Here is a 24286-nt window from a genome sequence, read left to right on the forward strand (position 1 = left end):
TGACACTCTACGTCCACAACCATTGGTTGTGGCTGGGCGGCCCTGTGGTTGTTTGACCCCCGCATACGGTGCTCGCTTTGATGCTTCCGATCGCGGATCGGTTGTACGGGTGAGTGGCGGGGAGTGTCGGGCATGGCGAGCGGGCACCGGCTGGGGCGGCGGTTCGGGTGGTTGTGGGCAGCGTACGGGACCAGCGCGCTCGGCACCTGGCTCGCCTTCGGCGCGTTCCCGCTGATCGCCGTCCGGGTGCTGCACGCCGGACCGGCCGAGGTCGCGGCGCTGGCCTCCGTGGGCGCCGCGGTGGGAGCGGCCGTGGCGGTACCGCTCGGACCGTGGGTGGAGTTCCGCCGCAAGCGGCACGTGCTGATCGCGATGGACCTGGTGCGGTTCGGGGCGCTGGTGACGATCCCCGCCGCGTACGCGCTCGGGGCGCTCACCTTCCTTCAGCTCCTGCTGGTCTCCGTCGTCGTAGCGGCGGCCGACATCGGCTTTCGCTCAGCCTCCGGCGCATTCCTGAAGGCGCTGCTGCCGGCCGAGGACCTGCTGGCCGCCAACGCCCGCTTCGAGTCCACGGCCTGGACGACGACGATCATCGGACCGCCGCTGGGCGGCGCGGTGATCGGGGTCCTCGGTCCGGTGGCGACGGTGGTGGCCGACGCGGTCAGCTACCTGCTCTCGGCCCTGGGTATCCGCGCGATGGGCGAGGAGGAGCCGCGGCCCGAGCGCCCGGAGGCCGCGCGCATGCGGGCCGGGGACCTGTTCGGCGGTTGGCGGTACATCCTCGCCGACGCCGCGCTGCGTCGGCTGTTCTTCAACACCGCCCTGTTCAATGGCCTGGTGATGGCCACCCAGCCGCTGCTGGCCGTCCTGATGTTCGACCGACTCGGCTTCCCCGCGTGGCAGTACGGCCTCGCCTTCGCGGCGCCGTCCATCGGAGGGCTGCTCGGCTCGCGGCTGGCGCGACCGCTCGTCACCCGGTTCGGGCAGCACCGGGTCCTGGTGGCGGCCGGGGCGCTGCGTGCGCTCTGGCCCGTCGCCCTGGCCTTCATCGGGTCGGGCAGCGGAGGGCTGCTGCTGGTGATGGGCGTCGAACTCGGGCTCATCTTCTGCTGCGGGGTGTTCAATCCCGTCTCCGCCACCTACCGCCTCGCACGCACCGCGTCCGACCGGGTAGCCCGCACGCTGACCGCCTGGGCGGTGACGACCAAGGCCTCGACCGCACTCCTGACGGCCGCGTGGGGCGTGCTGGGCAGCCTGTTCGGCCCGCGTACGGCCATCGGACTGGCCGGCGTGCTCCTGCTGGCGACCCCGCTGCTGCTCCCCCGCCGCGCGGCGGCACTTCCCATCGAACGGGAGCCGGCAGCGAGCCGTGTCTGAGGGGCCGCGACGGTCGCCGGCGTGATCGGCAGGGGTGCCGTGGAGATGCTGGGGACGGTACCGGTCGAAGTCAGGCGGCGACGCGTTCGATCTCGATGGCCAGGACGCCGAGAGCCTCCTTCTCGGGGCCGTAGATGCCGCGGATGCTGCTCAGCTGTTCCTCGCGCGAGGCGTCGGGATCGACCCTCGCGGGCCCCTCGGCGTCGAGCATCTCCTCGAACGAGGTGTAGCGGGCGACCCGGACGACGCGGACGAGACATTCGTCCTGACCACAGGCGAAGCGGAGGTACCGGCCGGCTGCGAGGTCGCGGAGGCTGGGGTACTGGACCCGGACCTCGACGGTCTTGCGGCCGGCGGCGACCAGGTCGAAGTAGCGGCGGTACAGGTTCATGGGCCGGGCCCCGCATCCCTGTTCCGGGCGATGGCTAGGATGAGTCATGGAATCGAACTCCGTGCATCAGGGAAAGAGTTGGGCCCGCAGGCGCACAGCGGTGCTGGCTTCCCTGCTGAGTGCGGCCGCCCTCGTATGGACCGCGGTCGCGCTGAGCGTGCGCTCGACCGGCTCGACCGCACTGGACCCCGACAGTGTGACCGATGCCGACCTGGCCAGGCTGGGTGCTGCCGTGATGGCCGGCATCGCCGCGGTCGCCGCCGGACTGTGGTGGCGCCACTGGGCGACCGTGCGCCGGCCGGTGATCGGCGGGCGCTGGGCGCGGGGGGCGTTCGCCGTCTCCGCCGTCCATTCGATGTTCGTCATACCAGTGATCTTGTTCGCCTCCTGGGACTGGAAGGCCCCTGTGATCGCGTTCACGTGCGCGGTGCTCGCTGCCGGCGTACGGGAGGCCGCAGGGCTGACCGTACGGGGGCTCGCGGAGACGGTATGAGCGACGCGCTCCTCGTCATGGACGTGCAGCGGTCCATCGTGGACATCGTCGACGACGGCTCCGGATACCTCCCGCGTCTGCGCCGGGCGATCGACGGGGCCCGGGCGGCGGGCATCCCCGTGATCTACGTGGTCATCGCGTTCCGTCCCGGCTTCCCGGAGGTCGGCACGCGCAACCGGGCTCTCGCCGCCATCGCCCGGGCCGGCCTCTACGTCGAGGGCGCCCCGGGCACCGAGATCCATCCGGGGATCGCGCCCCGGCCGGGTGACGTGGTGGTCTCCAAGAGGCGGGCGAGCGCGTTCTCGGGCAGCGATCTCGACGTGGTGCTGAGGGCGCGGGGTATCGACAGCCTGGTGCTCACCGGCATCGCCACCAGCGCTGTGGTGCTGTCCACGCTGTGCCACGCGAACGACATGGACTTCGGCCTCACCGTGCTGTCCGACGGGTGTCTGGACCTCGACCCGGAGGTGCACCGGGTCCTCGTCGAGCGGCTGTTTCCACAGTGGGCGGATGTCGTCACCGTCGACGAATGGCTCGGCGCGATCGCACCCGGATAGCGGCGAGGCGGCCGGACACGCACGTCCCCGGCCGGCCGTCAGCACGGGGAGGCACCGAACGCGGGCCAGGAGCCGGGGCGGTCCCGGACCGGCTCAGGCCCTGCCTGGCCGCGGTGCCGGTCAGGGACGTGGTCCCGTACGAATTCCGGTGATCCCGCGGTCGCCACCCGGTTATCCTGCCTCGTCCCGAACAGGCCAGAGAGGGTCCCCGCCATGAGCAGCGCCACGTCGTCCTTTCCCGAGCGGATCGAGCTCTCGGGGGAGGGTCTCGTCCTCCGCGACTGGACGGAGGCGGACCTGGCCGCGATGCCGGAGCTGTTCGACCACCCCGACATCGCGTACTGGACCCCGATCGTCTCCCCCTTCGACGCGGCGGCCGCCCGCGCGCGGCTGGACCGGGACCGGCAGCTGCGGGCGGAGGGTACGGCCGTCCTGCTCGCCATCACCGTCGACGGTGGCGCACCGCTCGGTGAGGTGATGCTGCGGCGTGCCCCCGAGGGCACTGAGCTCGGCTACGCGGTCGGCCCGGCGCACCGCGGTCAGGGGCTGGCGGCGCGGGCGGTGCGGGTCATCGCCGCGTACGCCTTCGAGGAGCTGGGCGCGGAGCAGGTGATCCTGGAGCTGGAGGCGGAGAACGCCGCCAGCGTCGCCGTGGCCACGAAGGCGGGCTTCCGGCTGCTCGACGTGCCGCTGATCAGTGGTGAGGAGAAGGGCCGGCCCTACGCCCTGCAGACGTGGGGTCTGGCCCGTTCCTGACGTCACCGGGTGCTTCGCGCGGTCTCCGGCGAGGCGCTGTCGCGCACGCGCACCGCGAGGGCGGCGACGTCGTCGTTGAGTCCACCGCCGCTGTGGTGGAGCAGATCCTTGTGCAGCGTGTCGAGCAGAGCCCTGGGTTCGGTCGAGGTCTGGCGGCTCATCCAGTCCTGCAGGGCGAAGAACTCACCTTCGCCGTTGCGGCTCTCGATGACGCCGTCCGTGTAGAAGAGCAGCTGGTCACCGGGGGTACAGACGATCGTGTCGGTGCGGTAGTCGGCGCCGAGGAGAGCCGCGAGGTTCAGCATCGGCGAGGCGGTGGTGGGGTCCAGGACCTGAAGCTTGCCGCGGTGCAGGAGCAGAGGGGGAGGATGCCCGCAGTTGAGCAGCCGGATGCGGTCGCCCTGGTGCGGGAACTCGGCCAGCACGACGGTGGTGAACTGCTCCAGCAGGTCCCCGAGGGGAAGCGTGCAGCTGTGCCGGGTGCTGCTGGCGTCCAGGCGGCGGACGATTCCCTCCAGGGTCGACTCGTCGTACGCGGCCTCCCGGAAGCAGTTGACCACCGCCGCGGCCGCTCCTACCGCGGGCAGGCCCTTGCCCCGTACATCCCCGATGATCAGTCTCACGCCGAATGGCGTGGCGACGGCTTCGTAGAAGTCGCCGCCGATCCGGGCCTGAGCCGCGGCCGCGAGGTACATCGACTCGATGTCGACGTGCCCGACCCGGCGGGGCAGGGGACGCAAGAGCACTTTCTGAGCGGCGTCGGCGACGAGGCGGAGCTGTAGAAACGCCTGTTCCCGCTGGATGCGGACACGGCACGTGTATGCGGCGGTCACCGTGACCGCGGCGATGGCGCCCACGGTGAACCAGGTGCCCAGATCGGGATAGACAAGGCTCAGCGCAACCATGATCGCTACGCAGACCGCGCCCAGCAGAAGGGTCGGCAGCACGGGCCAGACAGACGCTGCAAGGGCCGGGACGGCGGTCAGAAGGCGGCTGAAAGCAATCTTTCTCGGAGTGGAGAACGCCAGGCTCGTGATGACCACAGTCAAGATCAATGGTGAGAGCAGGGCGAGACTCCACCGCCTACGGAACGGACCACGAGGCCACAACCACCCAGTCCAGAGCACGGAAGACAGCATAACGGCATATACCCGGCATAGTGACTCGGAACGCAAGCGCTGCCGTCACTTGGCGTACGGCGGAGCGCCCGCCGGGGGCCTCATCGTTCGAGCGCACCGCCACGACCGTTGATGCGGAAGTACTTTTGTATCGCGAAAGTACATGCAACAATGAGGCGCAAGCGCCACAGCACGGAGAAACGGGGAGTTCATGTCGAGCAGCGAGTACTACGCCTCAGCCAGGGCCCGGGGCGATCTGCGGGCCGCGGAGCGGGCCCGGCTGGCCGCCAACACTCCGCCTCCCCTGCCCGCGTGGTGGGCGCCGGTGGCGGGCATCACCCACGGCCTCGGGATGGCCCTGGCCGCGGGTCCTCTCTTGTACGAGGCGGACGGCACGGCCCGCGGGCTCGTGCTGCTGCTCGTCATGGTCGCGGCGCTTGCCGCCTTCCCGGTCATGTGCGTGGTCCGGGTCCTCCGCATGCGGGTCCGCTCCTGGCCACCGCGTGGCGCCGGGAGGCAGCGCATGCTCCTCGAAAGCCTTCCGGTGGCTGCCTACGGGATCGCCGGCCTCGCGTTCCTCACGTTCGGACAAGGCGTGGGCGCCGTCGTCCTGGGAGTACTCGGCGGAGGTTCCCTCTGGTGGCGGGAGACCCGCAAGAACGCCCTGGCCGCCGAGGCGCGGGCGACACCGGGCACCTCGGGGAGCGCGGAGTGAACCCGGCCGAACCACCGGCGCTGGACCAGGTCATCCACCATCCGACGCGACTGACCATGATGGCCTTCCTCGCCGGATGCGCCGAGGCCGAGTTCGCCGCTGTCCGCGCTTACTGCCAGGTCTCCGACGCGAGCGTCAGCCGCATCGCGACGGCCCTGGAGGAGGCCGGGTACCTCAAGATCCGCAAGGGAGCGGTCGGCCGCCGTCCGCGCACATGGCTGTCGCTGACCCAGGCCGGCCGCAAGGCGCTCAAGCAGCACCTCGCCGCGCTCCAGACCATCGCCGACGCCGCGGAGGCGGCGGGCGCGGAGGCGGCGGGCGCGGACGCGGCGGGCGCGGACGCGGCGGGCGCGGACGCGGCCGAGGCACACGAGCCGGGCGGCTGAGCCGTGCTCGGCGGGGCGGTCGGGCCGTCGGCTCCTCGCCGCGTCGGGCACATCGCCGCGGCGGGCGGGGTGCCGCCCCGCGCCCCGCCGAGCCGTAGACTGCGACGGCGGCCGCGGCCGCCTTGCCGATCGATCCTGCCGCCGTCGCTCGGACAGGCTCAGGCTTCAGCTCCCCGGCGCTTCCGCCGTCGAACTGGGAGCCGGTCTTCGTCCTCGAAGGCCGGCAGATGATCTGGCCCGGCAGCGGACTGCCCGATCAGCCTCCTGCCGGGCCCGAGACCGGTGTGGTCGAGCTGGGCGCGGAGAGTGTGCCCAAGAGGCTCGGCCTCATCGCCCGGACCCAACCGGGGCCGTTCCGGCCGCGCACCCATGAGCTCGGTACCTATCTCGGCATTCGCGACAACGGCACCCTGGTGGCGATGGCGGGCGAACGCCTCCGTCCGCCGGGCTGGACCGAGATCAGCGCGCCCTGCACCGCCCCCGAGGCACGCGGGCGAGGCCACGCGGCCCTCCTGGTGAGCGCCCTCCTCGCGCGCATCGCCGCTCGGAACGACCCGCAAGAGCGTGACCTTTCGCGGATTCCGTACTCCGTGACGGCCTCCCGCCCACCGTCTTCAGCGTGGGGCGCGCGTAGCCCCGGCTCGTCGGCGAGACGTCGGCCAGGGTCCGGTCAGCCGGAGGGCAGCGGTCGGCTCCCGTCCGGGTACAGGCGGTCGGTGAGGAAGGCCAGGATCTCGTCGCGGGCCCGGACCGTGGGGTGCCCGGCCTCGTCGACGAGATGGGCGGTGACGACGCTGTGCGGGGTGCCGACCAGGTCGGCGAAGAAGGGCGGCGGGGCCGGGTTGGCGGCGCTGTCCGGGAGGACGCGCCCGTCGAAGGCGTCGCCGAGCAGCGCGCGGTAGGCCGCGAAGCGCTGCCCCGTGCACCAGCGGTCGCCCTCGAAGCGGTAGGCGAGGACGGTGAGCCCGTCCCGGTCGAGCCGCTCGCGCACCGCGCGCGCGTCCGCCGCGTCGAGTTCCAGTCCACCGGGGTCGTCGAGCGGCAGCGACGGATGGTTGACCACCGGTGCGATCACCGCCGGCTCCAGGGCCATGGTGAGGGCGAAGTTGCCGGTGAAGCACAGGCCGATCGCGCCCACCCCCGGCCCGCCGCACGTCGCGTGGACCTGGCGTGCCAGGCCGCGCAGCCAGACCGTCACCGGGCTGGTGCCGCCCCCGGCGAAGGCGCGGAACTCCGCGCTGACACAGGCGCGGCGTACGACCTCCCGGCCGCCCTCGGCCGTGGGGAAGGCACCGTCCGTCCCGAACAGGGAGGGCACATGGACGGTGAAACCCGCGTCCCGCACCCAGCGCGCGAGCCGCAGGACGTCGGGGCTGATGCCCGGCATCTCGGGCAGCACCACGACGGCCGGCCCGGCCCCGGCCACGTACACCGTCTTCTCCACCCCCTCCACGGCCATGCTCCGGCGGGTGAAGTCACTGATCGGATCGTCGTCGCTCATGGGGGCCAGCCTGGTCCCCGGACCGGCCGCCGGGTGAGGGGCGGGATCGCCAAGGCCAGGGGTAATCTCGCCACGGCACGAGAGGCGAGCGGTACCCGGCCGTCGGCGCCGGGCCGGGGACACCAGGGGGTGCGGGAGCGGTGGCGGAGGCGGCACGTCAGGCGGAGGACGGTACGGGTCCGGGCGCCGGGCCGGGGGCGCTGCGGGTCGGGGTGCTGGCGTACCCGGGCTGCTTCGCGTCCGAAGTGTTCGGCGTCCCCGACCTGTTGACGATGGCCGGGCATGTCGCCGGGGACGCGCCCGCCTACCGGGTGTCGGTCGTCTCGCCCCGACGCCGGGTCACCGCCTCGGGTGGCGCCATCCTGGACGTACGTCCCCTGCGCGAGGTCGACGTCCTCGTGGTCCCCGGCTTCGAACTGCGCCCGGACACGGACCTGGACGCGCGGCTCGCCCGACTCGCCCCCGAGGTCGCGGCGATCCGCGCGCAGGCCGCCGCCGGCACCGCCGTCGTCTCCCTCTGCGTCGGCGCGTTCCTGCTCGCCGAGGCCGGACTCCTCGACCGGCGCCGGGCCACCACCTCCTGGCTGCACGCCGGTGAGCTGGCCAGGCGCTGCCCGGACGCCGATGTGCGGCCCGAGCACCTGGTCGTCACCGACACGGGGGTGACGACCACGGCCGCCTTCAGCGCCATGTACGACTTCGCGCTGGACCTGATCCGCCGGCACCACGGCGAGCGGGTGGCCCGCGCCACCGCCCGGCTGACCCTCGTCGACGACGCACGGACCTCCCAGACCCCGTACGTCGACCCGCGGCTCCTCCCGCAGCCCGGCCGCGAGTTCTCCCATCAGGTCATGCGGCGGCTCGATCAGAACCTCGCCGAGCGGTACGACCTCGCGGCCCTCGCGGACGCCTTCCGGGTCAGCACCCGCACGCTGCTGCGCCGCTTCGCCGAGGAGACCGGACGCAGCCCGCTGGCGCATCTGCAGGCTTCCCGGATCCGCCGCGCCCGCCATCTCCTGGAGACCACCGACCGCACGGTCGCCGCCGTCGCAGCGGCCGTCGGCTACCAGGACCCCGGCACCTTCGCCACCCTCTTCGCCCGCCACACCGGCCGGCGCCCGAGCGCCTACCGGTCCGCCTTCCGCCGCACGGCCCGGGCGACCGCCGCGGACGACGGCGTCCGGAACCGGCTCGGAAGGCGCCCGTAGAGCGGTCCGCTCTCACCTTCGCGGGGTGGTACCCGACGGCCGAAAGGTCAGGCCGCGCAGTGGGCGGCAGCAGCCCGCCGCCGAGGAGGGAGTCGGCGACGCCCGGCCCGCTCAGCCCTGTCGCAGCTCGTCGAGCATGTCGCTCGCGAGTTCGATGTGACGGTGTCCGGGTTCCAGCACACGCCGCGCGTCGCGGAGGACCTGAGCGAGGTCCTCCCCGGCCTCGGTGGTGCGGCCTTGCGACAGCAGCGCCTGGCACCTTTGCAGGCGGGTATGTATCACGTGTGGATGCTCGGTGCCGAGGACACGGCTCCGGTCGGTCACGAGCCGGCCGAATGCCGCCGCCGCCTCGGCGGCGTGACCCGCTCGGGCAGTGAACACCGCCTGGGTGCTGACGATCGCGAGTGTGTGCGGGGAGTCCGGCCCCAGGCATCGCCGCGCGTCCCGCAGAAGCAGGCGCAACTCCTCCTGGGCGTCAGCGAGAGTGCCCGTGAGGCTGGAGAACCAGATGAGGCTGCGGCGCGTGGCGAGAACCTGAGGGTGATCGGGGCCCTCCTCGCGTAATCGGTCGGCCAGGAGAGTCCTCAACTGCAGGACCGCCGTGCGCGAGTCGCCCGCCTCTCCGGTGAAGTAGGCGCGCTGATGCCTGGCGGCCAGCGTATCGGCATGGTTCGGCCCGAGCGCCGCCGTCGTGTCGACCACCAGTTCACCGAACGCCGCCGCGGCCACGGCCGTGTCACCGGCCTCCCCTCTGAAGAAGGCCAGCTGATGTCGCGCGGCGAGCGTGTCGGGATGGCACCAGCCGAGTTCGGCGCGTCGGCGCCGCACGACGTCCTCGAGATCGCCGACTGCCTGGCGGGGCCAGCCACGGTCCCCGACGGCGATCGCCAGCAGGTAGTCCGCGCCGGCCGCTCCCCCGCTCCGGGCCAGTTCCAGGGCGGCGACCGCACGCGACAACTGGTTCGCCTGATGGGCGACCAGCCCCATGTCGTAGGCGTCGGTGGGATCCACTCGGGTCAGCAGCGCCTCCCACAGGTGATCCGGCACGGGTGACAGCCCCGGCTTGTTCAGCAGGTAGTCGAATGCCAGGTAGCCCTGACTGTAGTTGCCGACCAGCAGACCGCTCGTGGCGTAGGCGGCCTTACAGGCCCACTGCATCGCCTCCTCGAAGGGCTCGGGCTGCAGGTCGGGCCCACCGCGCTCGACGAGGTACGGCGGATGGAGTTCCTGCAGCCACTGCCTGCTCACCGGACGCAGCAGCCCCGCCCGCCGGCAGTCGACGGCGGTGGCCACGACGGCCGCGCCACGGGGGTTGGCCCCGGGCGCCCAGGCGTTCTCCCACGCGGCCAGCAACTCCGGCCCCGCGGCCACCACTTCGGCGACACCGAAGCGGTCGCAGCTCTTCAGAGCGAGCCTGATCCGTGGGTCGGCCTGATACCGCGTGGCACGCTGCTGCTCGGCCGGTGACCAGTGGCGAGCGAGGCGAATCTTCCTCGCCCGGTCCAGTACCTCCCGCTCGACCCGCCACGCGTCCCGGTCGGAACCGGTGAGCCTGCTCTCCTCCCGGGCGTCGTAGCGGCGGTACTCCTCGGACCGCATCGTCGCCAGGACCACGGCACGATCGGTCCGGCCCTGGAGCAGACCCGCCAGCATGGAGGAGGTCAGTCCGTCGGCGCCCAGGTAGTTCTCCAGGTCGTCCAGCCACAGGACGGCACGCTTGCTGCGCCGGGTCTCCTCGATGGCGGCGGCGAGAGCGGATCTGTTCAGGGGGCGTACGAAGGCGTGCCGGGGAAAGAGCGCCCGCGTGACCTCGTACGCCAGGCGCGTCTTGCCGGCGGTCGACTCCCCCAGGATGAGGACGAAGTCCTCCCGCGCCAATGCCGCGCGCAGCACGGGCTCCGCATCGCGTTCCACGTACGGGGGCGCCGACCGGTCGAGTTGGCCGTCCGCCGGGTGCACGCCGGCCAGTTCCGGGCGGACCAGCTGACCGCATCTGGGGATGCCTCCCGACGTGGTCCGCAGCAGGGCTCCGGCGTGCGAACGAGACCGCTGCGGCCGCATGTTGTCCGCGACGAGGGTGTACACGGCCGTGACCGCCGCACCGATTCCGGTGGCGAGCGGACCGGTGGTCCAGGTGGCGGCGAGCCCCAACGCACCGGCACCGAGGCCTACCGCCGTCAGGTATCTCAGCCACCCTCGGCCGCGGCCCTCGCGAAGATTTGGCAACACGCCGACCCCCATCGCGCGATGTGGGTACCCATTCTCCTCACCGCATCGGCCCTGTCGACCGACCGCGTCGACACCACATGGTGCACGGGGCGAGTCGCACGGCCGGTGTGCCTGCCGAGGCCCGTTCCACCGATCGCCGGGCGCCCGGAACGGCGACGGCCGCGAGGCGGAGCCCGAGGGCCGCGCCCTCGCGCGGGCGCCGCGAACCTGTCAGTTCAGGTCAGTCCTCGGGTCCACGGACCAGTGGTTGGTCCTGAAGACCCGCCCGGCGAAGGTCACGTCGGTCTCCGAGACGAAGCGGAAGCCGACCGAGCGGCAGATGCCGTTCGAGGCGGTGTTGCTCGTCGCCGGGAAGGCGTGCACGACTCCCCAGCGGTTCTCGTCCCGGGCCTGCTCCAGGAGGGCGCGGACGGCGCGCTTGCCCAGTCCCCGCCCTTGGAACCGGGGCAGAACCATCCAGCCGATCTCGGAGATCGGTCCGTCATCGGTGTGGTGGGACCAGAGGGTCACCGTCCCCGCCACCACCTCGGGGACGGCCGGATCGGGGACGATCATCTTGATCCAGGCAAGGCCGGCAGCCGCCTGCTCGGCATCCCGGCGAACCTTGGCCGCCATCTCCTCGCGCGGCTGGGGGCCGCCGAGGTCGGCCATCATGACGGGATCACATCGCATCCGGACATAGGCATCGACATCGTCCGGCGATACGTCGCGCAACCTCACTGGACCCTCCTCGTGTTCGACGAGGATCGTCGCACAGCCTCGGTCACGCGCCCCGGAGCGTGCGCCCGGTTCAGTCCTCGGCCGGCGCTGGCCGGGGCGCGGTCACGAGTGCGGTGGACACCGTGCGGATCGAGGCGTTCTCGAACATCCGCGCAAGGGGCAGCTCGTGGCCGAACTCCTCGGACAGCCGCTGCCGGACGGCGATGAGCTGCACGGAGTCGGCCCCGAGGGCGAACAGGTTCTCCGTGACGCTGACGCGGTCACGCCCGAGCGTCTCGGCGACGATCGCCGCGACCCGCGCCTCTGTCTCGGTTGCCGGCTCGACCGTCTCGACGCCGGTCTCGGGCCGGCCGGCCAGTTCCTCCAGCCGACGGCGGTCCACTTTGCCCTGGCCGGTCAGCGGTAGCTCGTCGATCACCCGGATCCTGCTCGGCACCATGTGCGCGGGCAGCGCGTTCATCGCGAGCTCGCGTACCCGGCCGACCAGGCCTTCCGGCCCGATCGGCCCCGCCTCCCGAGGCGACGGGACGTCGGCGGCCATGGCTTCGCCCGGTTCCTCGAGTCCCACTCCGCCGAGCAGGCTGTGCAGCAGCACTTCGTCCTCGCCCAGGGCGAAGAGCGTCCGTAGCGGATTCTCGTCCCGCAGCAGACCGATCTGGCACAGCCCGAGCGGGCCCTCGGTGGCCGACTCGGCCAGCAGCTGACTCATCGCGCCCGCCTCGATGAGGCAGAAGTCGTGGGCGCGCCGGCCGTACATCGGCTCGACCTCGGCCATCGGACCGACGAGGAGCAGGAGGAACGCGGCCGAGGAGAAGGCGTCCTGGTTCATCGAGAGGTGTATGGAGGCGGGCAGCTCGACACCACCGCGTACGGTGCACAACCGGTGTGCCAGTGGGTCGTAGTAGTAGCAGCCGCCGGGCAGCCCGGCAACGCGCCCGGGGTGGACGTAGACGTATGTCCGCACCGGGTACAGCGCTCCGGCCGAACCGTACCGGTACTTCGGCACCGCGCGGTGTCCGGCGCCGACCGCCCGCAGACAGGCCAGCAGCCGGGCGAGTTCGGCCAGCGGAACCTCGGTCGCCGCGAACCGCCGATGGCTGCGCCGCCCGTTCCACCGGCGTTCGGTCCGCTCCGGGCCGAGGAGGTCGGGCAGTGCGGTTGCCGGCGAGGTCAGGTCGGCACGCCGGCCACGCTGGGCCATGGTGACGCTCGCGCGGTGGGCGGGATCGGTGATCACGGCGCCGAGCAGGCTCTCGTACTCGGCACCGTCACCGACGGCTTCCAGGGCCGGGGCCGGCCGTTGCGCACGGTCCGGAACGACGAACGTGGTGAGGTACGGGTGGTGGCGGGTCCCGGTGGCGGTGGTGACCGCCCTCGCGATCGCCGGGTGCTGGGCGAGCGTGGCGTCGATCTCGCCGAGCTCGATCCGGAAGCCACCGAGCTTGACCTGGCCGTCCGTCCGTCCCAGGAACTCGATCGTGCCGTCCGGCCGCCACCGGCCCAGATCCCCGGTGCGATAGAGCCGCTCTCCGGACACGGGGTGGGTGATGAACCGCTCCGCGGTGCGCACGGGGTCACCCCAGTACCCCTCGGCCAGCCCCAGGCCGCCGATGTACAGCTCGCCCACCACCCAGATCGGGCAGTACTCCAGCCGGTCGTCGAGGACATGGACACGCTGGTTCGTCAGCGGCCTGCCGTACGGGATGGAGTCCCACTCGGGGTCGACCTCGCCGATTTCGTAACAGATGGACCAGATGGCGGCCTCGGTGGCCCCGCCCAGCGAGACCAGCCGGCACCGGGGGGACCACTCGCGCCAGCGGTCGGGCAGGCCGACGGGGATCCAGTCACCGGACCACAAGGCCACCCGGACACCGGCCAACGCAGCGCCCTGCCGGCCGCCGGAACCGGTGCCGGCACCGGCACCGGCACCCAGATGAGAGACGACCATTTCCGCGACCGCGGGCACGCTGTTCCACACCGTCACCCCGTGCTCGGCGACCAATTCCAGCCAGTGTTCCGGATCCCGCTGCGAACCGGGACGCGGCAACACCAGCCGGCCGCCCGCCCCCAGCACCCCGAACACATCGAACACGCTCAGGTCGAAACTCAGCGACGACAGACCCAGCACCGCGTCGTCGGCCCCGATCCCGAACCGGTCGCAGACGTCCGTGCAGGTGCCCAGCGCCGCCTGATGCGAGACCGTCACCCCCTTGGGCGCGCCGGTGGAGCCGGAGGTGAAGAGCACGTAGGCGACGTCCGTGGCCTTCGCCGGCGATTCGGCGAGCCGTCGGGCCCGGTCCCGGCAGTCCTCCACGGCCACGACCCGAACCGTGTCGGGCCACTGCCGGTGGTCGTCGCCGGCGCGGACGAGGACCACCGAACAGCCCGCGGCCGCGAGCAGTTCGGCACGCCGCCGCGGCGGCAGCTCCACGTCCACCGGCAGATAGGCCCGGCCGGCCAGATGGACGCCCAGCGCGGCCACCACCTGCTCCGCCGACTTCGACATCCCCACCGCGATCAAGGCGCCCGGGTCGGTGTCCGAGCCCAGGAGGGTTTCCGCGACCCCGGACGCCCACCACCCCAGATCCCCGTACCGCAGCACGCCGCCGTCGGCCGTCACCACCGCCACCCGGTCCGGCTCACGCGCGGCCCAGCCCATCACGCCGTCGGCCAACGACGCCGACGGCACCGCACCGTCCGTGGCGTCCACCCGGGCCACGAACTCGTTCAGGCCGGCAGGGCAGACGTCCACGCCGCCCGACCAGGCCCCGGCGTCGACCAGGCCGTCGAGCAAGCGGCAGTAGGCGTCGAACATCTCGTCCCGCACGCCGGGCAGGAGCGCGTCCGCCGGCGAGTCCCAGTTGAACTCCAGCGCCCCGGCGTTCTCGTACACCTGGTGGTCCAGCAGGACCTGCGGGGTCTGCGAGATGCTCCATGTGGTCCGGCCGAGCCAGTTCTGGCCCAGCGTTCCGGTGTCCTGACCGTGCTGGTCCCAGCCCTGGTCGCGGGCGCTGGCGAAGACCACCGGACAGTGCGGGACGCCCGTGGCCGGGCGTGCCTTGGCCAGCTCGCGCTGCACCGCCACCCCGTCGAACGCGCCGTGTTCCAGGTCGCGCCACAGCTGCCGGTGGAGCCGCTCGGCCAGTTCGGCGATGCCGGGGCGGCCGCGGAGGTCCACTTCGAGCAGGACCACGCTGGTGAAGTCGCCGATGAGAGCGTCGACGTCCGGATGCACCCGGCGCCGGCTGAACAGCGGCAGGTTCAGCAGGAACCGGTCGGTCGTGGACCAACGCCCGAGCACCGTGGCGAAGGCCGCGAGCAGTACCGACGTCGGCGTGAGCTCGTGCTGGAGCGCCAGTTGCCTGATGCGTGACCAGGACGAGGCCGGCAGCCGGTGAGCCCTTCTGCTCCACCGTGCGGGCGCGGTCGCGCCCCGCCGCCAGGGCAGCTGCGGCCCCTCGGGGAGGCCGGGCACCCGTCGCAGCCAGTAGTCACGCGCGGCGGCGTATTCCGGATCTCCCGGATCGACGGCGTGGGCGTTGACGCAGTCACGAAAGGTGGTCCGCAGCGGTGGCAGCCGCTCGCCGGCGTAGAGCCGCCGCCAGTCGTCGAAGAACAGTCTGATGCTGGCCACGTCGGCGATCAGCAGGTCGATGCTGATGTGCAGACGGATGCGGTCGCCCGGCAGGATCAGCGCCCGTACCTCCCACATCGGCCACCGGCCGATCGGCCTGATCTCGTGGGACAGTTCCTCGCGTACGGCGGCGGCGGTCCGCGGGCCGGACGCCGCGGAGCAGTCGGTGACCGAGAACGGGACCGGTGTGGCGTCCGATTCCGGAAGCACCCGCTGGGTGCCGTCCTCCGCCACCACCGCGCGCAGCATGTCGTGCCGGGAGACCAGCGCGGTCAGCGCCGTCTCCAGCCGGCGCAGGTCCAGCTCGCCGGCCTCGATCTCCAGGTACAGGTGGGTCGCGACATCGCCGCGTCGGTCGCCGGCGCGCCTGCCGACGAGGTAGGCCTGCTGGAGACCGGTGAGGCGGAAGGGCTCGAACCGGTGCTCCGGGTCGGCGTGGAACGGCTCGGGCGTCTCGGCCGCAGCCGACGCGTGCCGGCCGTCGAGCCGGTGGACCATCAGCTCGGTGAGCTCAGCCACGGAAGAGCGCAGGAAGGTGGCCAGCGGTAGATCCACCTGAACGTCCCGCTCCAGCAAGGCCCGCAGTTCCATGGCGCGTATCGATTCCAGGCCCAGGGCGACCAGCGGCACGGCGGTGGGAACGTCGTCGGTGGGAACGTCGAGCAGTTCGCCGAGGCGTCGCCGCAGTTCGGCCGAGATCACGCCGGCCCGCAGGGACGGGTCCAGGGCCGCGAGCAGGCCGGGCAGGGTGACACTCCCGCCGGTGGATCGGGCGTTCACCGGCCGAACCGGTGCGGACCCGGACGGCGGGCCGGCCCGGAGCGGTTCGAGCAGTGTCTCGAGCTCGCCGGCGAGATAGCGGCGTCGGCACTCGCCGCGTTGGATCTTGCCACTGATCGTCTTGGGTATTTGAGCAGGCTCCACCAGCACCAGGTGGTGCACATCCACCTCGTGCGCCGCGGTCACCGCGGCGCGGATGCGCCGGGCCAGCTCCGACAGCGAGATCGGGAGCGCGTCCGCGTCCGGCACGGACTGGACGAGCACCAGTTCCTCGCCGGTGTCGCGGTTCACGGAGAACGCCGCCGTCGGCGCTCCGCGCAGCGCGGGGTGTGCCCGCTCACCGGACGACTCGATGTCGTGGGGGTAGAGGTTGCGCCCCCGCACGATGATCATCTCCTTGCGCCGGCCACACAGCACCAGCTCACCGTCGTGCAGGAAGCCCATGTCGCCGGAACGGAGGTAGGGTCCCTCACCGTCGGACAGGCGCGCGCCGAACGTCTCCTCGGTCAGCCCCGCACGGTTCCAGTAGCCCTGGCACACCACGGGGCCGCGGATCCACACCTCGCCGACCTCGTGTTCGCCGAGCCGCCGCCCGCGCTCCGGATCCACCACGATCACCTCGGAGTACGGACCCGGCTGGCCGACGCCGACCAGACGCAGCGTGCGTTCGCCCCCGGCGGCGGCTCCGTCCGGGGCCGCGTCCGGCTCGCCGAGTACCACCGCTCTGCCCCGTTCCAGCTCGGCCGCGTCCACGTCCAGTACGAGCGGCCGGCCCCGGCGCTGCCCGGTCAGCACCATGGCCTCGGTCATCCCGAAGCCGGGGCACATGGCGGCCGTCCGGAAGCCGTACGGCTGGTAGGCCTCGATGAACCGGGCCATGCTGTGCGCCTGGACGCGCTCGGCGGTGTTGAGCGTGGTGCGCCAGCCGGACAGGTCGAGCCCCGTGCGCTCCTGCTCGCTGATGTGGTCGGTGCAGAGACCGAAGGCGAAGTTCGGCGCGCAGGACAGCACGGGTCCCGGCGTGTCGGAGATGGCGCGCAACCAGCGCAGCGGGTGTCCGACGAAGTCCTCCGGCGCCAGGAACACCGCCTGGCCGCCGAGGTACTGCGACAGCATGAGGTGCACGACGATGCCGAGCGCGTGGTAGGGCGATATCCAGCTGACCACGTTGCTGCCGGGCGGGAGCTGGAAGATCGTCGCCGCCTGCGGCAACTGGTGCACCAGGTTGTCGTGGCTGATCATCACGCCCTTCGGCCCGCCGGTGGCCCCGGAGGTGTACTGCAGCAGGGCCAGATCGCTCCGGTCGGTGGCGGGGACCGCGAAATGCCCGCTCCCCGCGGGTTCCACGTCGTCCACCGCGATCCATGGCACGTCGCCGAACCGGCGGCGCAGCTCGCCGAGCCGGTCCCGGACCTCACGGGTCGTCACCACCGCCGACACCTGCGCGTCGGACGCGATCTGGACCGCCCGCTCGGTGCGTGGATCGCTTTCGTCGCTCAGGGGCGGCGGGCAGGTCACGGCGACCGCGCCGGCGTAGAGCGTGCCGAACAGAGCGACAATGAAGTCCAGGCCCGACGGCGCGAGGATCAGCACGCGGTGGCGCGCGAGTTCGTGCGCGGCCAGCGCGTCGGCCAGCGCGCAGCACCGGGTGTCCAGCTCGGCCCGGCTGAGCGAGACGCGCCGCCCGTGCTCGGGGCCGCCGGCCGGGAACGTCAGGTGGCTGAAGGCGACCGCGTCCGGATCGCGCACCGCGTTGGCCCGCAGCATGTCGACGACGGTGCCACTGTGGACCGTAGCGGGGACATCGGTCACTGGACGCTCCTGTCGGTGGTCGGCCCTGCGACCGCCGGACACGTGCCACAGTGGTCCGTGCCGCGAGGCGAGCGACAGGGGTCGGAGTCTCCTCACCGTGTCAGTCGGCCGCCACGTCCTGGCCACGGGGGAAAGATCTCGGCAAGACATCGGCCCGCGCGGGGCACGGCACGGCGACGATGCGGGTGACGAGGGTCCGGGGCGGGACCGCCGACCGGTCCCGGCGACGAGGGAAGTGATCATGATCGATGGCTTCGTCCCGTGGCCCGACGGACTCGCCCAGGAGTACCGCCGGGCCGGCTACTGGCTCGGTCGTCCACTCGGCGATCTGTTCCAGGAGTCCTGCGCGCGGCACGCCGATCGCGTGGCCGTCGTCAGCGGTGAACGCGAACTGACCTACGCCGAGCTGTGGGACGACGCGCAGCGGCTGGCGTACGGGCTCCTGGAGCTGGGCGTCGGACCGTCGGACCGGGTCGTGGTGCAGATGCCGAACGTCCCGGAGTTCGTCGTGCTGGTCCTGGCGCTGCTGCGCACCGGTGCCATTCCCGTCCTGGCCCTGCCCGGGTACCGGCGCGTCGAGATGGAGCATGTCTGCGCGCACAGCGGCGCCGTCGCGTACGTGGTCAAGGACGCGTTCGGCGGCTTCGACTTCCGGCAGCTCGCCCGCGAGGTCTCCTTCGCCGGGCCTGTGCTCGTCAGCGGCGACGCCCAGGAGTTCGTCGCTCTCGACGCGCTCGCCGGTGCCCCGCGGGAGCTGCCGTCGGTCGATCCGTCCGCCCCGGCGCTGTTCCTGTCGTCCAGCGGGACGACCGGGCCGCCCAAGCTGATCCCCCGGACCCATGACGAACTCGCCTACCTCATGCGGGCGACCGCCCGGGCGATGGGGGCGGGCTCGGACCTGGTCTACCTGGCGGTGAACCCGGTGTCGCACGCGGCGGCCCTCGCCTGTCCGGGGGTGCTGGGGAGCCTGCTGCTCGGCGGCAAGGCCGTGCTCACCTCGAGTGTGCGGCCCGATGAGGTGTTTCCGCTGATCGAGCGGGAGAAGGTCACCGTCACCTCGCTCGTGCCCGCGGTGCTGCGGCTGTGGGCCGACACCGGCCGGCCTCACCACGACCTCTCCCGGCTGGTGCTGCAGATCGGCAGCGCCCCGCTCGACTCCGCCCTGGCGACACGGGCCCGCAAGGTACTGGAGTGCGGGCTGACCCGCTGGTTCGGCACGACCGAGGGGTTCCTCGCCCACACCAGGGTGGACGACCCCGAGGAGGTGATCGAGAACACCGAGGGCCGGCCGCTTTCCGAGGCCGACGAGCTGCTGGTGGTGGGGCCGTCCGGGGAGCCGCTGCCCGACGGGGAGGCCGGCGAGCTGCTGGTGCGCGGGCCGTCCACGATCCGCGGGTACTACCGGGCGCCGGAACAGAACGCGCGATCGTTCACTCCCGACGGGTTCTACCGCACCGGCGACCTGGCCTGCCGGCGTCCCGACGGAAACCTCGTGATCCTCGGAAGGATCAAGGACGTCATCAACCGGGCGGGCGAGAAGATCTCTCCGGAGGAGGTGGAGCGGCATCTGTGCACGCATCCCGCGGTGCGGGACGCGGCCGTGGTCGGCGTGCCGGACCGCACCCTGGGTGAGCGGACGTACGCCTTCCTCCTGCTGCGGACCGACATCCCGCCTGCCGCCGTCAAGACCCACCTGCGCGAGCGCGGCCTCGCCACCTACAAGATCCCTGATCGGATCGTCACGCTGGCCGACCTGCCGAAGACCGCGATGGGCAAGCCCGACAAGGAAGCGCTGCGCGCTCGGGCGCGCAGCTCGTGAGGCGTGCCGACACCCGTCGAACGTCGAGAGACCCGGAAGGGGTGGACGTGTTCGTCCCCGCTGCCTACCGTCAGCCGGATCAGAGCTGGACCCTGGACATGATCCGATCGAATCCGCTGGCGCTGCTGGTCACCGCGGACCCCCTGGGGCGGGGTGTGCACGCCACCCACATACCCGTCATCCTCGATCCGGCGGCGGGCGATCCGGCAGTCGACGATCCTACGGCGGGCGATCCAGCGGCCGGCAATCCGACTGCCGACGATCCGACGGCCGGCGATCCGGCGGAGATCGTCCTGCTGGGCCACATGAACCGCGCGAATCCCCACTGGGCGGCGGTGGACGCGGGCGAGGCGCTCCTGGTGTTCACCGGTCCGCACTCCTACGTCTCCCCGACCATCTACGGGACCACGCCCGCGGCGCCGACCTGGAACTTCACCTCCGTGCACGTGCGCGGCCCGGTGCAGCGCATCGGCGAGAGCGAGCCCACGCTGGCCGTCGTGCAGGAGACCGTGCGCGCCTACGAGGCCGAGTTCGGCACGGGCTGGGACATGTCCGAGTCGGTGGACTACTTCCGCAAGATCCTGCCCGCGGTCGGGGCCTTCCGCATCCACGGCCGACGCACGGAGGCGATGTTCAAGCTCAGCCAGGACCAGCCATCCGAGCTCAGGGAACGCGTCCGGGAGTCCTTCGGCGGCGACCCGGCCGGCCGCCGCGGCGAGGTCGCCGACCTGATGTGCCGCTGGCAGCGGGAATCGGGGCCGGCCGCGCGGTGACGGACTGCTCGCCGCCTCAGCGCCGCGCTCGTTTCGCCGCCGCGACCGAGTCCGCGATCTCGCCGCTGCGGATCGCGATGTTCGACAGCAGCGACGAACTGAGGCCGTGTGTGTGCTCAGTGCCGCCTTGCAGGTAGACGCCGCAGGTCAGATCCGAGGCGGTGACCAGCCGGTGGTCGCGACTGACGCGGTACCGGCCCTCCTCGTCGCGGGCGAAGCAGCCGTCCATCCCGCCGAGCAGTTTCGAGGGGTCCATGGGGTCGTAGCCGGTGGCACAGACCAGGACGTCGAGGTCGAGGTCGTAGGAGCTGTCCGACACCATCGAGTAGACGGTGACGCGGGTGTCGTCCGCCACCCGCTTCGCGCTCTCCACCCTCGTCATCGTGCGGAAGTGCAGGCGGTTGCGCCCGGACGTCTCGTCGTCGTAGGCACGCTGGTGCAGATCCCGGATGAGGGCGTCGTCGGCCACCGAGTAGTTCGTGTTCTTGTGGTACTGCCAGATGGCCGACTTGGTCTGTGCCGGTGCGAAGTAGAAGTCGTCCATCGCCTTCGGGTCGAACACCCGGTTGGCGAACGGCGTGCTGTCCGCCACCGAGTACCCGTACGACGGTACGAACGCGAAGACCTCGGCGTCGGGCAGCTCGTCGTAGAGGTACCGCACGAGTTCGGCCGCGCTCTGCCCGGCACCGGCCACACCGACCCGGCGCAGCGGTCCTCGTGCCGCACGGTAGTTGTCCAGGAATCGCGAGCTGTGCCAGACGTACTGGTCCTCCGCGATGCCGGGCGGCATCCTCGGCACCAGCCCGGTCGAGATGACGACGTTGCGCGCGTACACCGCGGCGGCACCGGGCGGCTCCCCGGTCAGCACCCGCATGACGTCGCCGTTCCCGGTCGGTTCGATGCCGGTCACGGTCACTCCGCGCCGCACCTGGTCGGCGAGACCGGCTTCGGCCCAGTCGAGGTAGGCGTGGAAGTCACGGCGCGTGGTGAAGAAATCCCGGTTGTTGACGAACTGCGCCAGCCGTCCGGTGTGATGCAGGTACGCCACGAAGCTGAACCGGGAGACCGGATTACGGAACGTGGCGAGGTCCTTGAGGAACGCGACCTGCATCTTCGCGCCCGGCAACAGCATTCCGCCATGCCATCTCATCGACGGTGCCCGGTCGAGGAAAAGGTACGTCAGATCGTCGGCATGCTCGGTCAGCGCGACGGCGAGCGACAGGTTGGCCGGTCCGAAGCCGACGCCGACGACGTCGTGCACCACGCTCTCTGACACCCGTCCTCCTCGTCACCGAGATCTCTGCGTGGAAGGCTACGCACCCGGTTCGTCACCGGGACGGTTGGCGGAAAGAAGCTGGAAAGAGTGATCCTGTGACCGGCCGGTACGTGGTGAACTCCGGCTATGGGAACGCGACGCCCGTACCGCCGCTCGGCCTTTCGGCCCTCATCCCGATTGCGACCACCCGCCGAGCGCTGACGGAATCAGGCGGCCGGCCTCGGCGTCCTCCGCCGGCACGTGATGTCGTGCTGTCTGACACTCCATAAGCACACATCGAGGTGAATGGAAATGCCCTCGCTCGCCCTTTCGGCCGCGCAAGAACGTATGTGGTTCGCTCACGCCATATCGCCCGACGTGCCGAACAACGGTATGGCTTTGTGGCAGATCGACGGCGAGGTGTCCCGCACGGACCTCACGTCCGCGATGCGCAGGGCCGTGGCGGAAGCACGCACGCTGCTGGTCAACTTCCGCGAAGACGACGGCGGCCTCCGGCAAGTGCTCCGGGAACTCGGCGACTGGCAGCCGTTCTCGATCGACGTCTCCGGACGCGCCGATCCGCACGCCGCCGCGGAAGAGATCGTGTCCGATCTGGTGGGACGACCGTTCGATTTCGGGTCGGACCTCCTGATCCGCGCGGGTGTGATCGCCCTCGCCGACGACCGGCTGCAGCTGGTGGTGGTGTGCCCGCACCTGATCTCCGACGGCTTCGGGATCTTGAACCTCCTGTTCCAGCGAATCGCCGCTGTCTACGCGGCCCTGCGCAAGGACCTGCCGGTCCCACCGAGTACCTTCGCCGCACCCGAAGCCTTCCACCGGGCCGATCGGCGGTACCGCGACTCGCCCCGCTCCACGGCCGACGCGGCGTTCTGGCGCGATTACACAGCGGACGCCGATGAAGTGGTCCGGCTGCCGAACGGCGTCTCGAAGACCGACGTCACGGAACGGGAACCGCCCCGTCTCTCGACAGCCGCGCGGCTCGGGATGCGTGAATTCGAAGCATGCGTTCCCGCAGCGGAGTACGCGAAATGGCAGGAGGTCGCAGCATCCCTGGGCGTCGCCGTGACATCGCTGACCACCGCCGCTGTAGCGGTGTTCTTCCGCCGGATGTGCCGGCAGTCCGAACCGCTGTTCTCGCTCAGCGTGAACAACCGGTTCGGCGAGACGAGGGCGACCCCGGGGATGGTCCAGAACGTCCTCCCGGTACGGATCGCGTTCCAGCCCGGCATTTCCCTGGCGGAGCTGGCCCAGGTGGTCACCTCCGAAACCCGGAGGATCTACCGCCACTCTTCGCTGCAGATATCCGGCATCCGGCGTGACGCCGGCTTGAGCCATGAACCCCGCAGTCCCTTCGGTACGATCCTCAACCTCATACCGTTCCTCGAACCGGCCGACTTCGACGGCAGCCCGGCACGCCTGGCCGGCAGCTCCTTCGGTGTCACCGACGAGCTGATGATCTCCATCTATGTCGACGGCACCAGTGCCACGGGCGACCTGTGCGTCCGGTTCGACGCGCCTGCGGCTCTCTACGATCGCGACGACCTCGTGGCGCTGTGTTCCCGGCTGATCGAATGCCTGCGGTCGGTGCTGGCCGACCCGCACGCACCGGTGGACGTGACACAGACCCTCAACGCGGCGGAACTGTCCTGGCTGGCCGCGCGCGAGGACACGACGGCACCGGTCCCGGACGCCACCCTCGTGTCGCGGTTCGCCGAGCAGGCGAGCGCGACGCCCGATGCGACGGCGCTGGTGTGCGACGGCGTCACCGTCTCGTACGCGGAACTGGACCAGCGCGCGAGCGGCCTCGCACAGGCGCTGGCAGCGGAGGGTGCGGGCGAGGGACGGTTCGTGGCCGTGGCGCTGCCACGCTCGATCGACCTCGTGGTCTCGGTGCTGGCGGTGCTGAAGACGGGGGCGGCCTACGTACCCGTGGACCCGGGATATCCGGCTGACCGGATCGCCTTCATGCTCGACGACGCCGAGCCGGTCCTGGTGATCACACGCCCGGACGTCGACCTGCCCCCGACCGCGCACCCGCGGATATCGCCCGACGAACGCGGCGGAGGAGTCGCGATCCCGCCCCGGCACGGCGAACAGCCCGCATACCTCATCTACACCTCGGGTTCGACCGGGGCTCCCAAGGGCGTAGTCGTTCCGCACGCGAACGTGACGCGTCTGTTCGCCGCCACCGAATCATGGTTCCACTTCGGTCCTGATGACGTCTGGACGTTGTTCCACTCGCCGTCCTTCGACTTCTCCGTCTGGGAGATCTGGGGCCCCCTGCTGCACGGCGGGCGACTCGTCGTCGTCTCCCACGAGACCAGCCGCTCCCCCCGGGAATTCCGGCGACTGCTGGCCGCCGAAGCCGTCACCGTGCTCAATCAGACGCCGTCGGCGTTCCAGCAGCTGGCCGAAGCGGACGCCGACTTCCCGGACGATCTCGCGTTACGGCTCGTCGTCTTCGGTGGCGAGACCCTCGATCCGCGGACGCTCAGCGGGTGGTACGCACGCCACGGCGACCGGAAACCGCGGCTGGTGAACATGTACGGCATCACCGAGACGACCGTGCACGTCACCTACCGGCCCCTCGACGCGACCACGGACGGCAGTGTGATCGGCACTCCGATCCCGAACATGCGCGCGCGTGTGCTGGATTCCGGTCTGCGTTTGGTTCCGGTCGGTGTCGTGGGTGAGTTGTATGTGTCCGGGGTGCAGTTGGCGCGTGGCTATTTCGGGTCCTC

17 protein-coding genes and 1 pseudogene are annotated in these 24286 nt (G+C 71.5%); 11 read left to right on the plus strand and 7 right to left on the minus strand.

Annotation, left to right across the window (positions count from 1 at the left end; all coding sequences use genetic code 11):
- The first annotated feature begins 132 nt into the window (after positions 1 to 132).
- Positions 133 to 1377: an MFS transporter gene (locus tag FHS34_RS37195; RefSeq protein ID WP_184973971.1), complete on the plus strand. Its 1245-nt coding sequence runs from the start codon at positions 133 to 135 to the stop codon at positions 1375 to 1377.
- Positions 1378 to 1447: 70 nt separating this feature from the next.
- Here FHS34_RS37195 and FHS34_RS37200 read toward each other — a convergent pair whose 3' ends face one another.
- A complete protein-coding gene (locus FHS34_RS37200) occupies positions 1448 to 1768 on the minus strand; it encodes an ASCH domain-containing protein (protein ID WP_225817773.1) in 321 nt (106 codons plus the stop codon).
- A gap of 46 nt (positions 1769 to 1814) precedes the next feature.
- Between FHS34_RS37200 and FHS34_RS37205 the strand changes: the two genes are divergently transcribed.
- From FHS34_RS37205 to FHS34_RS37215, 3 genes are all read left to right on the plus strand, one after another.
- Positions 1815 to 2261, plus strand: coding sequence for a hypothetical protein (locus FHS34_RS37205; protein WP_184973975.1), 447 nt, complete (start codon positions 1815 to 1817; stop codon positions 2259 to 2261).
- Positions 2258 to 2818, plus strand: a complete 561-nt coding sequence (locus FHS34_RS37210; RefSeq protein ID WP_184973978.1) for a cysteine hydrolase family protein — start codon at positions 2258 to 2260, stop codon at positions 2816 to 2818. The genes FHS34_RS37205 and FHS34_RS37210 overlap by 4 nt, the downstream gene beginning before the upstream one ends.
- A 213-nt stretch (positions 2819 to 3031) precedes the next feature.
- Positions 3032 to 3574 carry a GNAT family N-acetyltransferase gene (locus tag FHS34_RS37215; RefSeq protein ID WP_184973980.1) on the plus strand — a complete coding sequence of 181 codons (543 nt, stop codon included), beginning with the start codon at positions 3032 to 3034 and terminating at the stop codon, positions 3572 to 3574.
- Between the two features lie 2 nt (positions 3575 to 3576).
- Here FHS34_RS37215 and FHS34_RS37220 read toward each other — a convergent pair whose 3' ends face one another.
- Positions 3577 to 4521 (minus strand): PP2C family protein-serine/threonine phosphatase, encoded by a 945-nt coding sequence (locus tag FHS34_RS37220; RefSeq protein ID WP_225817772.1) that lies wholly within the window; start codon positions 4519 to 4521, stop codon positions 3577 to 3579.
- A gap of 382 nt (positions 4522 to 4903) precedes the next feature.
- Between FHS34_RS37220 and FHS34_RS37225 the strand changes: the two genes are divergently transcribed.
- The 3 genes and pseudogenes from FHS34_RS37225 to FHS34_RS37235 all read left to right on the plus strand — a co-directional run.
- Positions 4904 to 5407, plus strand: coding sequence for a hypothetical protein (locus tag FHS34_RS37225; protein WP_184973984.1), 504 nt, complete (start codon positions 4904 to 4906; stop codon positions 5405 to 5407).
- Positions 5404 to 5793, plus strand: coding sequence for a transcriptional regulator (locus tag FHS34_RS37230; protein ID WP_225817771.1), 390 nt, complete (start codon positions 5404 to 5406; stop codon positions 5791 to 5793). The genes FHS34_RS37225 and FHS34_RS37230 overlap by 4 nt, the downstream gene beginning before the upstream one ends.
- A 164-nt stretch (positions 5794 to 5957) precedes the next feature.
- A pseudogene (locus tag FHS34_RS37235) lies at positions 5958 to 6387 on the plus strand (GNAT family N-acetyltransferase); the annotation flags it as partial.
- A 76-nt stretch (positions 6388 to 6463) separates the two neighbouring features.
- Here FHS34_RS37235 and FHS34_RS37240 read toward each other — a convergent pair.
- Positions 6464 to 7294, minus strand: coding sequence for a dienelactone hydrolase family protein (locus tag FHS34_RS37240; RefSeq protein ID WP_184973986.1), 831 nt, complete (start codon positions 7292 to 7294; stop codon positions 6464 to 6466).
- 140 nt (positions 7295 to 7434) lie between these two features.
- Here FHS34_RS37240 and FHS34_RS37245 point away from each other — a divergent pair, with 140 nt between their 5' ends.
- Positions 7435 to 8502 carry a GlxA family transcriptional regulator gene (locus FHS34_RS37245; protein ID WP_225817770.1) on the plus strand — a complete coding sequence of 356 codons (1068 nt, stop codon included), beginning with the start codon at positions 7435 to 7437 and terminating at the stop codon, positions 8500 to 8502.
- A 111-nt stretch (positions 8503 to 8613) separates the two neighbouring features.
- Here FHS34_RS37245 and FHS34_RS37250 read toward each other — a convergent pair whose 3' ends face one another.
- The 3 genes from FHS34_RS37250 to FHS34_RS37260 all read right to left on the minus strand — a co-directional run bounded on the left by FHS34_RS37250 (position 8614) and on the right by FHS34_RS37260 (position 17677).
- Positions 8614 to 10653: a tetratricopeptide repeat protein gene (locus tag FHS34_RS37250; RefSeq protein WP_184973988.1), complete on the minus strand. Its 2040-nt coding sequence runs from the start codon at positions 10651 to 10653 to the stop codon at positions 8614 to 8616.
- Between the two features lie 288 nt (positions 10654 to 10941).
- Positions 10942 to 11451, minus strand: a complete 510-nt coding sequence (locus FHS34_RS37255; protein WP_184973990.1) for a GNAT family N-acetyltransferase — start codon at positions 11449 to 11451, stop codon at positions 10942 to 10944.
- A 70-nt stretch (positions 11452 to 11521) separates the two neighbouring features.
- On the minus strand, positions 11522 to 17677 hold the full coding sequence (locus FHS34_RS37260) for a non-ribosomal peptide synthetase (RefSeq protein WP_184973992.1): 6156 nt from the start codon (positions 17675 to 17677) through the stop codon (positions 11522 to 11524).
- A 241-nt stretch (positions 17678 to 17918) separates the two neighbouring features.
- Here FHS34_RS37260 and FHS34_RS37265 point away from each other — a divergent pair, with 241 nt between their 5' ends.
- A complete protein-coding gene (locus tag FHS34_RS37265; RefSeq protein WP_184973994.1) occupies positions 17919 to 19496 on the plus strand; it encodes a (2,3-dihydroxybenzoyl)adenylate synthase in 1578 nt (525 codons plus the stop codon).
- A 47-nt stretch (positions 19497 to 19543) separates the two neighbouring features.
- The gene (locus FHS34_RS37270; protein ID WP_184973996.1) at positions 19544 to 20269 is read left to right on the plus strand and encodes an FMN-binding negative transcriptional regulator; all 726 of its coding nucleotides are present in this window, start codon (positions 19544 to 19546) and stop codon (positions 20267 to 20269) included.
- 16 nt (positions 20270 to 20285) lie between these two features.
- On the opposite strand, the gene FHS34_RS37275 is transcribed toward FHS34_RS37270, so the two are convergent.
- Entirely contained in the window at positions 20286 to 21545 is a 1260-nt protein-coding gene (locus FHS34_RS37275) for a lysine N(6)-hydroxylase/L-ornithine N(5)-oxygenase family protein (RefSeq protein WP_184973998.1), read from the minus strand.
- A 357-nt stretch (positions 21546 to 21902) separates the two neighbouring features.
- On the opposite strand from FHS34_RS37275, the gene FHS34_RS37280 reads away from it, so the two are divergent.
- Positions 21903 to 24286: non-ribosomal peptide synthetase (locus tag FHS34_RS37280; RefSeq protein WP_313149757.1), on the plus strand; the 2384-nt coding region annotated here is incomplete at its 3' end.

It is taken from the genome of Streptomyces echinatus, assembly GCF_014203595.1.
In the GTDB taxonomy this organism is placed as follows: domain Bacteria; phylum Actinomycetota; class Actinomycetes; order Streptomycetales; family Streptomycetaceae; genus Streptomyces; species Streptomyces echinatus.

Bases quoted from the DNA above. Each gene is read 5' to 3' on its own strand.
- FHS34_RS37195 (WP_184973971.1), top strand. From the start codon at position 133: ATGGCGAGCGGGCACCGGCTGGGGCGGCGGTTCGGGTGGTTGTGGGCA.
- FHS34_RS37200 (WP_225817773.1), bottom strand. From the start codon at position 1,768: ATGAACCTGTACCGCCGCTACTTCGACCTGGTCGCCGCCGGCCGCAAG.
- FHS34_RS37205 (WP_184973975.1), top strand. From the start codon at position 1,815: ATGGAATCGAACTCCGTGCATCAGGGAAAGAGTTGGGCCCGCAGGCGC.
- FHS34_RS37210 (WP_184973978.1), top strand. From the start codon at position 2,258: ATGAGCGACGCGCTCCTCGTCATGGACGTGCAGCGGTCCATCGTGGAC.
- FHS34_RS37215 (WP_184973980.1), top strand. From the start codon at position 3,032: ATGAGCAGCGCCACGTCGTCCTTTCCCGAGCGGATCGAGCTCTCGGGG.
- FHS34_RS37225 (WP_184973984.1), top strand. From the start codon at position 4,904: ATGTCGAGCAGCGAGTACTACGCCTCAGCCAGGGCCCGGGGCGATCTG.
- FHS34_RS37240 (WP_184973986.1), bottom strand. From the start codon at position 7,294: ATGAGCGACGACGATCCGATCAGTGACTTCACCCGCCGGAGCATGGCC.
- FHS34_RS37265 (WP_184973994.1), top strand. From the start codon at position 17,919: ATGATCGATGGCTTCGTCCCGTGGCCCGACGGACTCGCCCAGGAGTAC.